The organism is Geomonas edaphica, assembly GCF_004917075.1.
GTDB classification, from domain to species: domain Bacteria; phylum Desulfobacterota; class Desulfuromonadia; order Geobacterales; family Geobacteraceae; genus Geomonas; species Geomonas edaphica.
In genome coordinates, this window is record NZ_SSYB01000001.1 from 752,334 (window position 1) to 767,117 (window position 14,784).

General features: G+C 62.1%; 8 protein-coding genes. 6 read left to right on the forward strand and 2 right to left on the reverse strand.

What is annotated here, in order from left to right; genetic code table 11:
• Complete coding sequence (locus E8K79_RS03220; RefSeq protein ID WP_246043693.1) at window positions 1-3,366, reverse strand: DEAD/DEAH box helicase; 3,366 nt, start codon at window positions 3,364-3,366, stop codon at window positions 1-3.
• A 649-nt stretch (window positions 3,367-4,015) separates the two neighbouring features.
• Window positions 4,016-4,864, reverse strand: a complete 849-nt coding sequence (gene nudC / locus E8K79_RS03225; protein WP_136513454.1) for an NAD(+) diphosphatase — start codon at window positions 4,862-4,864, stop codon at window positions 4,016-4,018.
• A gap of 169 nt (window positions 4,865-5,033) precedes the next feature.
• On the opposite strand from nudC, the gene E8K79_RS03230 reads away from it, so the two are divergent.
• From E8K79_RS03230 to E8K79_RS03255, 6 genes are all read left to right on the forward strand, one after another.
• A complete protein-coding gene (locus tag E8K79_RS03230) occupies window positions 5,034-6,062 on the forward strand; it encodes an agmatine deiminase family protein (protein ID WP_136513455.1) in 1,029 nt (342 codons plus the stop codon).
• A gap of 401 nt (window positions 6,063-6,463) precedes the next feature.
• Window positions 6,464-7,345, forward strand: a complete 882-nt coding sequence (locus E8K79_RS03235) for a carbon-nitrogen hydrolase (protein WP_135870114.1) — start codon at window positions 6,464-6,466, stop codon at window positions 7,343-7,345.
• A 90-nt stretch (window positions 7,346-7,435) separates the two neighbouring features.
• Window positions 7,436-11,596: a DEAD/DEAH box helicase gene (locus E8K79_RS03240; RefSeq protein ID WP_136513456.1), complete on the forward strand. Its 4,161-nt coding sequence runs from the start codon at window positions 7,436-7,438 to the stop codon at window positions 11,594-11,596.
• A 52-nt stretch (window positions 11,597-11,648) separates the two neighbouring features.
• Window positions 11,649-12,329, forward strand: coding sequence for a haloacid dehalogenase type II (locus tag E8K79_RS03245; protein WP_136513457.1), 681 nt, complete (start codon window positions 11,649-11,651; stop codon window positions 12,327-12,329).
• 54 nt (window positions 12,330-12,383) lie between these two features.
• The gene (locus E8K79_RS03250; protein ID WP_246043695.1) at window positions 12,384-12,935 is read left to right on the forward strand and encodes a cysteine hydrolase family protein; all 552 of its coding nucleotides are present in this window, start codon (window positions 12,384-12,386) and stop codon (window positions 12,933-12,935) included.
• Window positions 12,936-13,089: 154 nt separating this feature from the next.
• Window positions 13,090-14,775 carry a sensor domain-containing diguanylate cyclase gene (locus E8K79_RS03255; RefSeq protein ID WP_136513459.1) on the forward strand — a complete coding sequence of 562 codons (1,686 nt, stop codon included), beginning with the start codon at window positions 13,090-13,092 and terminating at the stop codon, window positions 14,773-14,775.
• Window positions 14,776-14,784 lie beyond the last annotated feature (9 nt).

Below are 14,784 nucleotides of genomic sequence, written 5' to 3' on the forward strand. Positions count from 1 at the left end.
CTACCCCAGCAGGAACTCGAAGTCCTCCCGCCCGATCGAGACGCTCCCCCCCTGCTCCGCCTCCTCCAGAAGCGCCCGGTACAGTTTCAGCTTGCGCTTTTTCAGCTCCATCATCTTCTCCTCGATGCTGTGCCGCATCAAAAGCCTCGTGATGGTGACCTGGCGCTTTTGGCCGATGCGGTGCGCCCGGTCCGACGCCTGGCTCTCGACGGCCGGGTTCCACCAAGGGTCCAAGTGAAAGACGTAGGAAGCACGGGTCAGGTTGAGGCCGCGCCCCCCCGCCTTCAGGCTCAGGAGAAACACGCCGGGTTCGGTCGCTTCCTGGAAGTTCTGCACCAGTTCCTTACGGCGCGAAACCGGGGTGGAGCCGTCCAGGCGCGAGGAGGCGATGCCGTGCTGGGTAAGCCCCTGTTCGACGATGTCGAGAAACGAGGTGAACTGCGAGAAGACGAGCACGCTGTGCCCTTCGGCGAACAGTTCCTGCAGTTGGTCCACCAGGAATTCGATCTTTGGTGACCGGTCGTTGGCCCCGGGGAGGACGAGTCGTGAGCAGAGGCAGATCTGGCGTAGCTTGAGGATCGCGGTGAGCGCGATGATGCGCGCCTGCCCGGCGGCGTTGGAGGCGAAGGCACGCGCCACCGTCTCGCGCACCTCGGTAACGGTCCTGGCGTAGAGCGCCTTCTGCCTCGGGCTCATCTCCAGGTAGAGGTCGGTCTCCACCTTCGGAGGGAGCTCCGCGGCGATCATGTCCTTCGAACGACGCAGGATGAAGGGGCGGGTGCGCCGGATCAGCGTCTCGATGAAGTCGTTTCCCTCGCGCCCCATCTGCTTGCGGAACTGCTCGTACGGCCCGAGGAGCCCTGGGAGAGCCAGGTCCATCACCGAGAAATACTCCCCCAGGTGGTTTTCCAGCGGCGTCCCTGTGAGGGCGACCTTAAAGGCTCCCTTCAGCCTGCGTACCGCCCCGGTGGTCTCGGCGTGGATATTCTTCACCGCCTGGGCCTCGTCGAAGACGACGACGTGGAACGGGATCTCGCGCAGCACCTCGATGTCGCGCTGTACCACGCCGTAGCTCGTGATGACGACGTCGAAACCCGCGAATTCCGCACGGCGCCCCTGACCGCGGTAGACGCCGACCTTCAGGTCCGGGTAGAAGCGGGCAAGCTCGCTCTCCCAGTTGAAAATGAGGGTGGGTGGAACCACGACGAGGTGCGGCACCTCGCGGGGGACGTCGGAGACGATGGTCCCCTCCTTCAGCCCGGCCAGCAGCGCGATCGCCTGGATGGTTTTGCCAAGCCCCATGTCGTCGGCGAGGCAGGCCCCGAAGCGGTGCTCGTAGAGAAAGGCGAGCCAGCTGTACCCTTCGAGCTGGTAGTTGCGCAGGGTCGCCTGGAGCCCCGCCGGTGCGTCGAGCTTCGGTATCCCCTCGAAGCGGGTGAGACTCTCGAAGATGCGCTCGTCCTCGGGGGACAAGAGCACCCGCACGCCGTTTTTCCTGAGCGTGATCCAGTCGAGGATCTGCAGGCGGGGCACCCGCACCACCTCGCGTTTCGTATGGGGGGCGAAGAGGGCCAAGGTGCTGCTAGTGAGCGGGTCGAGAAGAAAGACCGCGCCACCGCGGCGAAAGACCCCGCCGCCGTTCAGGGCGGCCATGAGTTCGTCCTCGTCGACCAGTTCGCCGTCGGCGCGAATCTCCGGGCGCAGCTCGAACCAGTCGATGGTCGACCTGGTGGCGTCTAGGGTGAAGGTCCAGGAAACGGTTTGCAGCTCCTCGCCGGCAAGGGCGATGGAATACCCCTCCGCGACAAGCGCCGCCTTCAGCTCGCCCAGGCGCCCCATGAAAACCTTGCGCTCCAGGGAGAAGTGCTCCCCCTCCCCTGCCTGCCAGAAGATGTCGAAGCCGAAGGTCTCGGCGAGGATCTCGAGCAGACGCGTCTGACGCGAGACGTCGACACCGAGGGCTAGCCACTCTCCATCCTCCGCTAGCTGCAGCAAGGTGAGCGTCCTGCGCGCCTCTTCGCAGAAACTGTTGATGATGGCGCGGGCGTCGGCTCTGATGCCGCGCTTGAAGAATTCGGCACCTTCCAGCGTCTGACGCACGAGGCGGTCGCGCTCCGCAAGGTTAGTTGAACCAAAGGCGGCGAAGCAGGCCTTCGCGATGGCAGCGACACGCTTCTTCGCCTTCAACGGCTGCGGGAACGAGGCGCGGCCGTCTCCGTTCAGGAAACGGAAGGCCTCGGAGTAGAAGGAAAAGACGGCCTCCCCGGCCGCCCCTTCGGCCACCAACGGCACCATATCCTCGAGCTCGAGGATGTTTAGTCGGTAGTGCGGCTCCACGACTCTAGGCGTCACGCAGACGCCGGAGACGGAGAGGATAAGGCGCGAAGCAGTCTCCCATTCGGCGCCGAGGTCGAACTGAAGCCGGTTGAAGAGCGCCGCGGGGAAACGGCAACCTGCCGCCTCCGCCGCCGGGGCTTCGGGAAGCCGCGCAAGGAGGGCGGTGAGGCTTCCGTAGAGGCGCTGGCCGGTGTCATCCACCTTCTGGATCAGGCTGCGCTTGAGATCGAAAAGGTACCCCTGGTGGAGGAAGAGCGCGTCGTTCATCGCGGCGCCGTCCTCGAGGGAGAGGCTCGCGGTGACGTCCCCTTTATCCAGATCGAGCTGCAGCAGGACGGCACGGGTCACCGAGGCATCGAACGAGAACGGCCTCGTCTCATCCCCGGAAAGGTAGAGGATCGGGAAGCGCCCACGGAAACGTCCAAGGAACTCTTCCACGACGCGGCCGCGCAGCGCCGAGGAATGCAGCAACCTCAGGAATTCGCGCATGGAGGCGGGAAGTGCCGTGTCGTAGAGCGCGACCGGTAGGAGGTTCTGCATGAGACGAAGGCGCACTTCCCCCTGCTGCCTTTCAAGCACCAGGGCATAGCCGCTATCGGCGGGAATCGTTCCCTCTTCGGCAGCGACTTCTTTAACCGGAACCAGGGAGAGTTTCTCACGGATTCCGGCCAGGTAGTCGTTGGGGAGTTGCAGCATGGGAAGGGAAGCGGGGGCGAGCGCCTTTTTCACCGTGGCGAGGGCCGCGACGAGGTGTGGGCAACGCCCGTGCGGACTCCAGACACCGCAATTACAGCTGCCGTTGAATTCGCCATGGGCGATCGACAGGCTCACCTGGCAGGTCTGCCCCGCATCCGACAGGCCGACCTCGAGGACGTCGCCGGCCTGCTGCCAGGCGACGCTTGCGACCGGAGTCCTCTTGCACAGCTCGAAGCCGTTAAAGAGGTGCACCTTGTCGGCCAGCGCGTAAATGCCCGCCGCAGGCATTTGGAACAGGTGCCGCAGCAGTGGGTTGGACGGAATGTCGATCACGTGGGAACTCCCCGGGTGTGCGAGCAAAGGATCGTATAAGGTACCAGAAACAGAGCCCGAATACAACCGCGCCTTACCAAGGGATTGAAAAGAAGGCGGGAGCCGGCCCCAAGATCCAAAACCTCCCCGCCGGCAGCGAAGGTCCGGCAGCAAACATAAAACTTTATCCAAGATGGGACTTTATCCACTAAGACGCGACTTTAGCCACTAAGTTGCGTCTTTGTCCACTAAGTTGCGTCTTTATCCACTAAGTTGCGTCTTTATCCACTAAGTTGCGGCTTTGTCCACTAAGTTGCGGCTTTGTCCACTAAGTTGCGTCTTTATTCACTAAGTTGCGACTTTATTTAACTAAGACGCGACTTTATTTAACTAAGACGCGACTTTATTTACTAAGACGCGACTTTAGCCACTAAGACGCGACTTTAGCCACTAACATGGACGGTTGGCCACTAACGTCAATTTTAATTTAACAACGAAAGGAGATTTGTGGGCGCGCACCTGCAGTTGATCCAAAGTGGGAAGAAAAACGATGGGAGGGGAAAAAAAATGGGGACGGCAGCGACCGTCCCCTCGAAAAGGAGACCCAGGAGTGTGTTCCAAGGTTCACAACCACTCTTCGGACACAGCTTCCAGGACTTTAATTATTTTTTCACCCCTCGTCTTTAAGGGCGAAATTATCGATGATCCAGCGCGCGATGCTGCGCCTTGGGGGGAGCGCCGGGGGCATGCGCTCCCTGGTGAACCACTGCGCGTCCTCCAACTCGTCATGGTCGACCCTAATCTCGCCCGACTCGTGACGCGCGACGAAGCCGGCCATGAGCTGGCTCGGGAAGGGCCAGTTCTGGCTTCCGACGTAGCTTACGTCGGTGACCTTGAGACCGGTCTCCTCGAACACCTCGCGTGCCACGCACTCCTCAAGCGATTCTCCGAAGTCCACGAAACCGGCAACGAGGCTGTAGCGCCCGGCGGCCCATTCCGGCTTTCGCGCCAGCAGGAATTCGTCGCCGCGCTTGATGAGGACGATGACGCAGGGATGGATGTGCGGGTAATGTTCGTGCCCGCAGCCGCCGCAGCGCTTGCCCCAGGTGGGGGCAATGCGGGTCATCTCGCCGCTGCCGCAGCGCGAACAGTGGCTACTTTGCCGCTCCCAGTAAAGGATCTGTTTGGCGACGCCGTAGATGGTGGCCAACTGGTCCGGAAGGTCGGTCCACGGGACGGGCTGAAGCGTTTCGGGAACCTCTTCGGTTTTCCCGAGGCTTAAAAGGCGCACCGGTGCCCCGTCCCACTCCCCGAACTGCAGCGCGCGGCCGTCGTCGTTTAGAGATAAGGGGAGCTCGCCCCGGTAGAGGTCGCCATCCTGCAAGAGAAGCGCGTCCCCCTGAAGGAGGACCCAGTAGCCCGGCCGGGAATCGGTGGCCGCGTCCGGCTTCAGCTGGGTAAATCTGGTTCTTATGATCTCGCCGTTAAAGGGAAGGTTGATGGCATCGGGGTATGACATGGACCGCTCCTGTTGCGTGACTGGGGCCTGCGACGCCGAGCATAATACAGGAACGGCGCAGGGAAGCAATGCCCTTTTCATTCAGAGCATTTGACTTGCATTGCTTTCGCGCGCCATGGTATTTTTTCCGTTCGCCAATACCCGGGCCAAGGCCCACGCAGGAGATCAAGTGAACCAAAACAGAAGACTACCGGCTGAGTGGGAACTGCAGGACGGCGTGCTCCTGGCATGGCCGCACGACAACAGCGACTGGCTGCCGTATCTCGAGCAGGTCCAACCGGTTTTCGCCGCCATCATCACCGTCATCAGCCGCTTCGAAACGGTGGTGGTAGCCGCCGACGACCCCGAAGAGGTGCGTGAAACGCTTGCCGCCGCCGGGGCCGACCTCGAGCACGTACGCATCCTTCCCATCGACACCAACGACACCTGGGCACGCGACTTCGGACCCATCACCGTTTTAGAAAGCGGCGCGCCGCGGCTCCTCAACTTCGGCTTCAACGGCTGGGGGCTCAAGTTCCCCTCCGACCTCGACAACCGGATCAACAAACAGTTGCAGGCGCTAGGCCTCTGGAAGGCCCCGCTCGACACGGTGGGCCTCATCCTCGAAGGGGGGAGCATAGAGAGCGACGGCAGGGGGACCATCCTCACTACCGAAGAATGCCTCATGAACGATAATCGCAACCCGCACCTGACCCGCGAGGAGCTGGAAGAGGAGCTGCACGGGCTTTTCGGCAGCGACCGCTTTCTCTGGCTTTCCAACGGTTACCTGGCGGGCGACGACACCGACTCACATGTCGACACGCTCGCGCGCCTCTGCCCCGACAACACCATCGCCTATGTCACCTGCGACGACCCGGATGACGAGCACTACCCCGCCCTTAAGGCGATGGAGGAGGAGATCCTCGCCTTCCGCACCAGCGGCGGGCGGCCGTACCGCTGCATCCCCCTCCCCTGGCCGGGCGCGAAGTTCGACGAAGACGGGGAGCGGCTGCCGGCGACCTACGCGAACTTCCTGGTGATCAACGGTGCCGTGCTGGTGCCGACCTACAACGATGAAAAGGACGCCGCCGCGCTGGTTGCCGTCGGCGAGGCGTTTCCGGGCTTCGAGATCATCGGCATCGACTGCCTCCCGCTCATCCTGCAGCACGGCTCGCTGCACTGCGTGACCATGCAGCTGCCGAAGGGGACGCTCAAGTAAAGCGCCGCTGGTGACCTCGCGCTCCCTTTGCGAAGGGGGGACGGGGCAGCGTTGTCCGGTTAGGATGTTGCATAGCCGGAAAAGTTCCCCCTCCCCTTGCGGGAGGGGGTTAGGGGGTGGGGTAAGGTGCCATCATTCCCTTGGCTTGCGGCTTCACCCACCCCCCGGCCCCCTCCCGTCAAGGGAGGGGGAGGCTGGAAATGGTTGGATGTTGGTGATGCACGTACCAAACCGGACAACGCTGCTCTGCCCCCCCTTCGCAAAGGGGGGAACACTGGGGCACCTGCAGCGCTTCGTTGGAAGTGAACTCAACGTTCCCGAACTCCCTGAAGACTGGCCCAAAGCCCTACCGTGAGCGAAGGACGGAAGGAGAAGGGCTTCATAACATGACGGAGAAGAACATGAAAAAACTGAAAGTAGCCCTCGTACAGCAGGCCCTGCAGGAAGGGCGTGAAGCCATGGTCGCCGCCACCATCGCCGGAATCCGCGAGGCAGCCGCCAAGGGGGCTCAGCTCGTGGTGCTCCAGGAACTCCATACCGGCAGCTACTTCTGCCAGACCGAGGACACCGCCTGCTTCGACTTGGCCGAGACGATCCCCGGCCCCTCCACCGAGCAGTTCGGCGCACTGGCAAAGGAGCTCGGCGTCGTCATCGTCACCTCCCTCTTCGAGCGCCGCGCGCCTGGGCTGTACCACAACACCGCCGTGGTACTGGAAAAGGACGGCAGCATCGCCGGCAAGTACCGCAAGATGCACATCCCGGACGATCCCGCCTTCTACGAGAAGTTCTACTTCACCCCGGGTGACCTCGGTTTCGAACCGATCGAGACCTCGGTGGGCCGCCTCGGCGTTCTGGTCTGCTGGGACCAGTGGTACCCCGAGGCGGCGCGCATGATGGCGCTCGCCGGTGCCGACCTCCTCATCTACCCGACCGCCATCGGCTGGGACCCGCGCGACGAAAAGGACGAGCAGGCGCGTCAGCTGGACGCCTGGGTGACCGTGCAGCGCTCGCACGCGGTGGCAAACGGCATCCCGGTGGTCAGCGTGAACCGCGTCGGCTTCGAGGGCGACCCGAGCGGCGCAGGCGCCGGCATTAAATTCTGGGGCTCGAGCTTTGCGGCAGGACCGCAGGGTGAATTCCTGGCACGCGGCGGCGAGGAAGAGGAGCTCCTGGTGGTCGATCTCGACATGGGACGCAGCGAGGACGTGCGGCGCATTTGGCCCTTCTTGCGCGACCGCCGCATCGACGCCTACGGCGATCTGGTGAAGCGCTACCGCGATTAGCTTCCCCATTCCTTCCCCCTCCTGCCCCCCTCTCCCCAGTGGAGAGGGGGGACCGGCTGCAGAGCGTAGATTACTAAACGAGGTCCCGCCGTGAGGAACGACACCTCGCCCCATCAAAAACTTCTCGATGCCTTCGCAAAGTGCACTCCGGAGCAGCGAGCCGTGCTTCAGTTGCTCTCGCTCGTCTACGCCCCCGTATCGAAACACGTCCTTTTAAACCTCATAAAGCGCGTCCCATTGTCCCATCCCGCCGGCGACAGCTACACCGGCGCCAGACTCTCCGAGATCCTGGAAGGACTGAAGGCGCTGGGCCTGATCGGAGCCGGCGATCGAGGCGTCGCCTGCAATCCGCTCGTCACCCACGCGGTGACGCTTGCCGCCCAGGCGGACGGACGCTTCGAGGCGATGGCTAAGACGGTGCAGTCCGAGATTCCCATGGTCTCGGAATGGGGCAGCAGTTACTACCGCATCTCCGAGCACGGCCTGCGTGACGTGCGTCTCTGCTTCTACCGAAACGATGTCGCCGGCGCCTTCGACACCGCGGAAAGATACCTGAAGCAGTTCCCCTATGAGGCCATGCGCTGTCACCCCTTCATAATCGCCTGCTTCATGCCTTACGACGACGCTTGGTTCCGCTCACTCCACAACGCTTTGCAGGGCGCCACCCTTCTCGTGCACATCCCTTACGCCCGCCGCCATATGAATCCGTGCGTCGCGCCGTTCCAGGCTCTCGCCGACCTGATCGCCTCCGATCCAAAGGCATCATACCTGCTGCACGACATGTACTGCCGGGAGCTTATATGGCGCGGTAGGACCGCTGAGGCCGAAGAAGGCGCGCTCGAAGGTTCCAATGCGACCCAACTCGCCGTTCTCGCCTGCTGTTCCTTGCGGCGCGGCTCGTACCAGGAGGCAATCGGCAGATTCCGCAGTGCGCTTACCGCACTGAAAAAGGAGACCGGCAAGCGGAAGACCTTCTTCGAGGACGGCCTCGGCCCCTTCTTCGTCATGGCGCTAATGGCATCGAACGATCCGGCCATGCTTTCCGAGGCGGCAGAACACTGCCGGTGGGTCCTCGCCAAGCGGGACTGGCCCGACCAAGACGTGTACTACCTGCTGCAGATAGTTGTCGCGGAGCGAAAGGGCGAGGCAGGCATCAAGGAACAACTGGAAGGGACGCTCCACCGCACCCCATCCTCCCCGATGTGGGCCTTCGTCCGCCTGCTGGCGCTTCACTGGTGCGGTTCCGATGCGCAAAAGACCGAGGCCGCGAAACAAAAGCAGCTGATCGCGAAGCTGCGCGACGCCTCTCAGCTCTGGCTTGCCGACGAAATTGAAGCGCTCATGGCCGCCTGCGGCGTGGAGGAGGCAGCCGGCGCCGCGGTTTTGAAGCGTTACAAGGCGGAGGGGCTTGTCCCGCTGTACCGTTGCGTGGAGCAAGTAGAATCCTGGCAAAGCGCCCTCACAGCGCTGCTGCGTCTTAACGCCGCATCGGAATCGGGTGCCGAAGCGGGACTGCCGCAGTCGCGCCTCATATGGCACTTCGAGGAGTTGCGCCACCACTTCGAGATCACGCCGCGCGAGCAGAAACAGGGCACGAACGGCAAGTGGAGCGCGGGGCGCAACGTGTCGCTCAAAAGGCTCGCCGAGGAAGCGGACGCAATCGAGTACCTCACCCCGCAGGACCGGCTCATCTGCGGCTGCATAAAAAAGGAGCGCGGTTACGGCTACTACGGCCGCGACAGCTACCAGTTGGACCTCGACCAGGCCGTGCCGCTCATGATCGGACATCCGCACGTCTACCTCGATACCGGCGCTTCGGTGCGCCTCGAACTCGTGCACGGCGAGCCGGAGATCCAGCTGGTCGCCGAGAAGGACGGCTTCAGGCTTCAGCTCGTCCCCCCCTTCCAGCAGGACCAGAAACTTCACCTGCAGAAGGAGGCCCCCACCCGCATCAAGGTCTTCGAGGCGAAGCCGGAGTACCTGAAGATCGCCGCCATCCTCGGAAACGGCCTCACGCTTCCGGCACGCGCGAAGGATCAGGCGCTGAGCGCCGTGAACGCCCTCTCCTCGATGCTGACGGTTCACTCCGACATCAGCGACGCCTCGACCGAGACCGTGGCGGGCGACGTCACCCCATGTTTCCACCTGCTCCCGTACCAGGCCGGGCTCAGGCTCGAGGTCCTCGTACGCCCGTTCTCGAACGCCGGCCCCTACTTCCGTCCGGGTTCCGGCGGAGAGACAGTGATGGCCGAGCTGGACGGAAAACGGGTGCAGGCGAAGCGTGATCTCAAACTCGAGGAAAACCGTGCCGCCGAGGCCCTCGTCCTCCTCACCGCGCTGGGCGAAGCGGAGGAGAACGAAGGCGAATGGCTGGTCCCATCCACCGAGAGTGCGCTTGAGTTGCTTTTGCAGTTGCAGTCTTTAGGGGAATCGGCGCACGTGTCGTGGCCGCAGGGGGCGCGCTTCAAGATAAAGCAGATAGTTACCCCCTCACGTTGCAAGCTTTCCGTGAGACAGGCAAAAGACTATTTCGAGCTATCCGGCGAGGTGAAGGTGAACGAGGAGCTCGCCCTCGACCTCCGGGAACTGGTCGATCTGGTGCGCGGTACACAGGGGCGATTCGTGCAGTTGGGTGACGGCGAGTTCATCGCCCTCTCGGCGCAATTGCGGAGATACCTCGACGACCTCGCCGCCTGCTGCGACCCGCACGGATCGACCTTCCGCTTCCATCCCCTCGCCGCCACGCTCTTCGAGGATTTCGCGGTGGACGCCGGGGAATTCGAAGGGGATAAGCAATGGCAGGCGCAACTCAAGCGTTTGCGCGAGGCGCAGAGCTTCCGCCCCGAGTTACCGAACACGCTGCAGGCCGAGCTGCGCGGCTACCAGGTGGAAGGTTTCAACTGGCTGAATCGCCTGGCGTACTGGGGCGTGGGGGCCTGTCTTGCCGACGACATGGGGTTGGGAAAGACGGTGCAGGCGCTGGCTCAGATCCTCACCATGGCGGCGAAGGGGCCGTCCCTCGTCGTCGCCCCCACCTCGGTCTGTCTGAACTGGGAGAGCGAAGCGGCCAAATTCTCGCCGACACTCAGGTGCATCATCTACGGCGGAAACAAACGGGAAGAACTTCTGAAGGGGCTTGGGCCTTTCGACCTCGTCATCTGCAGTTACGGCCTTTTGCAGCAGGACGGGGAGCTGCTCGCCGCGGTGCAGTGGCAGGCGATCGTGCTCGACGAGGCCCAGGCGATCAAGAACATGTCCACCAAGCGCAGCCAGGCGGCTATGCAGCTCTCCGGCGCCTTCAAGATGGTGGCGACCGGCACTCCGATCGAGAATCACCTGGGCGAACTCTGGAACGTTTTCCGCTTCATCAACCCGGGGCTCCTCGGCTCACTCAAGCAGTTCAACGTCCGTTACGCCTCACCGATCGAGAAGAGCGAGGACAAGAAAGCGCGTCAGCGCCTGAAGCGGCTCATCCAGCCCTTCATCCTCCGCCGCACGAAGAACCAGGTGCTGGAGGAGCTCCCGCCGCGCACCGAGATCACTGTCGCCGTCGAAATGGGAAACGAGGAGACCGCGCTCTACGAGGCAATCAGGAAAAGCGCCCTCGAGAACCTGGCTGGCATCGGCAAGGTGGAGGGAAAGGGAGAGCTGCACCTGAAGATCCTGGCCGAGATCATGAGGCTGCGCCGTGCCTGCTGCAACCCACGCCTCATCCTTCCCGACAGCGCCATCCCCAGCTCCAAGCTCGCCGCCTTCGCGGAGATCGTCGAAGAACTTCGGGAGAACCGTCACAAGGCCCTCGTCTTCAGCCAGTTCGTCGGGCACCTGGAGATCATCCGCAAATACGTGGAGCGGGCCGGCATCCCACACCAGTACCTCGACGGGTCCACTCCGGCGCCCGAGCGTAAGCGGCGCGTGGACGCCTTCCAGTCCGGTGAGGGAGATCTCTTCCTGATCAGCCTGAAGGCAGGAGGGGTCGGGCTGAACCTCACGGCGGCGGACTATGTCATTCACATGGATCCCTGGTGGAACCCGGCGGTCGAGGACCAGGCCTCGGACCGCGCGCACCGCATCGGGCAGCTGCGTCCGGTGACCATCTACCGCCTGGTGACCAAGGGGACCATCGAGGAGAAGATCGTCGGGCTGCACCAGCAAAAGCGCGGCCTCGCCGACAGCCTGTTGGAAGAAAGCGATCTCTCCGGCAAGGTGAGCGCCGAAGAGTTGCTGCAACTTTTGCGGGCGGATAAATGAGGGGTGCCGGGGGGAGGAAGCCAGCACTTAACCAAAACGGAGGGCACGACCAATGGAAATCACCCTTGCCTTTGATGTCTACGGAACGCTGATCGACACGCACGGCGTCATCGTCGCGCTGGAAAAGATCATCGGCGACAGGGCGGCCGGCTTCTCGCGCACCTGGCGGGAGAAACAGCTCGAATATTCCTTCCGCCGCGGCCTCATGCAAAACTACGAGACCTTCGCCGTCTGCACGAGGGACGCCCTCAACTACACGGACGCCTTCCACAAAACAGCACTGACCGAAGCAGAAAAGGAAGACCTGCTGGCCCTTTACCGGGTGCTCCCCGCCTACGACGACGTGGAACCCGGCTTGCAGCGGGCTAAGGATGCCGGTTTCAGGATGTACGCCTTTTCCAACGGCAGCGCCGACGCGGTGGAAGAGCTCCTCACCAACGCGGGCATCCGCCGGTACTTTCTCGATGTGGTGAGCGTGGACGAAGTGAAGTCCTTCAAGCCGAACCCCGGGGTCTACGCCCACTTCCTGCGCAGGTCCGGCGCAACCGGCGCAAGCGCCTGGCTCGTCTCCGGCAACCCCTTCGACGTGATCGGCGCCATCTCCGCAGGCATGAACGGCGCATGGGTGAAGCGCTCACCGGACGCGCTCTACGACCCGTGGGGGATCGAGCCTACTCTTACCGTCTCGTCACTCGCACACCTCGACCAAAAGTTAAAAGAAATCAACCCTTAGCACCCCGATACGCTATAGCCATCCGACCTGCCGGACCTGAAAGGGAGAATCCTTATGTGCCTCATCATCATCGACATCCAGAACGATTATTTCGCGGGCGGCACCATGGAACTGGTCGGCATGCCGGAGGCCGCAGCTAATGCCCGTCTGCTGCTCGACGCCTACCGTGCGGCCGGGCTCCCGGTAATCCACGTACAGCATTTGGCCGCACGTCCCGACGCCACCTTTTTTATTCCCGGCACGCAGGGAGCCGAGATCAACCAGATCGTCGCCCCCATTGCATCTGAGCCCGTCATCGTAAAGCATTTTCCCAACTCCTTCAGGGATACAGGGCTCCTCGACCTCCTCAGATCGAAGCAGGTCACCAATCTGACCATCTGCGGGGCCATGAGCCACATGTGCATCGACACCACGGTCCGCGCCGCGTTCGACCTGGGCTTTACCTGCACCTTGGCGGCCGACGCCTGCGCCACGCGCGACCTCACCTTTGAGGGTCGGGTAGTACCGGCGGCCGACGTTCACGCCGCATATATGGCGGCGCTGTCGCTTCCCTTTGCACGCGTCACGACCACGGCGACGATCAGCGAAGAGCTCAAACGCCTTTAGCCGGGTACGTTAATCCGGGGCTATCGCAGTCTCATGAAATGAATCGGAGCAAAAAGCTCATTTTCAGATTATTATTAACCGACAAGAAAAGAAAACTCTGCCTCACCGACTTCATCGATAGACGGTGCACGGCAGTAACATTGGCGGACTGTTTGTGAGCTACCTCAACCATTCCTATAAGCGTGTCAGGGTCATTGATCTCACCTTTTCATCGGCCTTGCTGCTTCTCGCAGCGATGCTGGTCCTTGCCTATCACATCAGGATAGAAGTTGCACAGTCGAACAGACTGACGGAACACACCTACGAAGTGATCATGTCGGTCGACCAGCTCAACAACGCACTGCTGCAGGCGGAAAGCAGCAGGCGCGGTTATGTCCTGACGGGGAACCCGCAGGAGAAGGCGCGTTGTCTCTCCTTTTCCCAGGTAACCGAGGACAACTTCCAGGAGCTGAAAAAGCTGACACTGGATAACGGCTCGCAGCAGGGACGGCTTAACCGGCTTCAGGAGTACATGACCCGCAAGCTGGCCATCTTCCGCCTCTCCATGAACGACTACGACAGAAAGGGGTTCAATCCCGACTCTCAGGCCCAGTTCACCGAGGAAGGTTCCACCCTTATGGGTTACCTGCGTAACGGCATTCAGGATATCAAGATCCATGAGAAGGGGCTGCTTGCCGTGCGGCGCGCCGAGGAGCAAACCTCACTCATGGTCCTCACCATGGTGATCCTGTCCGGGATGTTCATATCGTTCATCCTGTTGAGCCTGAGCTACTACATCGCGCGCAGGGAGACACGCAATCATATTCTTGCCGCCGATCAACTGGAATCCGCAAACAGAGACATCTCTGACCTGAGCAGCATGACGCAGCTGTTACAGACATGCTCCGATTTCGAAGAGGCTCGCTCCATACTCGCCGGCTACGGGAACAAGTTCTTCAGTGGGGATTCCGGCGGCATTTACCTGATCAACTCATCGAGAACCCTTATGGCGGACGTGGCGGTCTGGGGCAACATAGAACAGGCCCCCTTCTCTCCTGATCAGTGCTGGGCCTTGCGCCTGGGACAGCCGCACCTCTCCGCGAAGGAAACGGATGTGAGATGTCAGCACGTGGCGGCTAAGGAAGGCGCCCATCTCTGCATCCCCCTTTCGGCACACCACGAGACCTTGGGCACCCTCGATCTGCATCACCCAAAAGAGATGACTGCGGCAGAGCTCGAAAAACTCAGGGCAAAGGCAACGTCTTTTGCCGAACAGGTGGCCCTCGCAATCCGGAGCCTGCAGCTGCGCGAACAGTTGAGGGAACTCTCTATTCGTGACCCGCTCACCGGTTTGTTGAACCGGCGCCACATGGAAGAATCTCTGTTGCGCGAGATCAGCCGCGCCACCAGGACGAAGCAGCCGCTCAGCGTGCTGATGATGGACGTGGACCACTTCAAACATTTCAATGACACCTATGGGCACGAGGCGGGCGACCACGTCTTGAAGGAGTTCGGGCACCTGCTGCAGAAGCAGGTCCGTGAAAGCGATATCGCCTGCCGCTTCGGAGGCGAGGAGTTCACCCTCATCCTGCCTGAGGCGGACTGCGATACGGCCTCAGACATCGGCAACCGGATCAGAAGCGCGGTAATGGATTTACAGCTGGTGGTGGGAAGACAGCCTCTTGGGCGAGTCACCATCTCAGGGGGGATCGCAGTGTTCCCGGAGGATGGGGACACCATTCAGCAGCTCCTGGCGCGCGCCGACGAGGCGCTTTACGACGCCAAGAAAAACGGCCGCAACCGCATCGAAGGAAGCTGTGCGGCCGCGGCCGTTGCGGCAAAGGAAAAGGCTGACAAGTAGAGGGCGCGC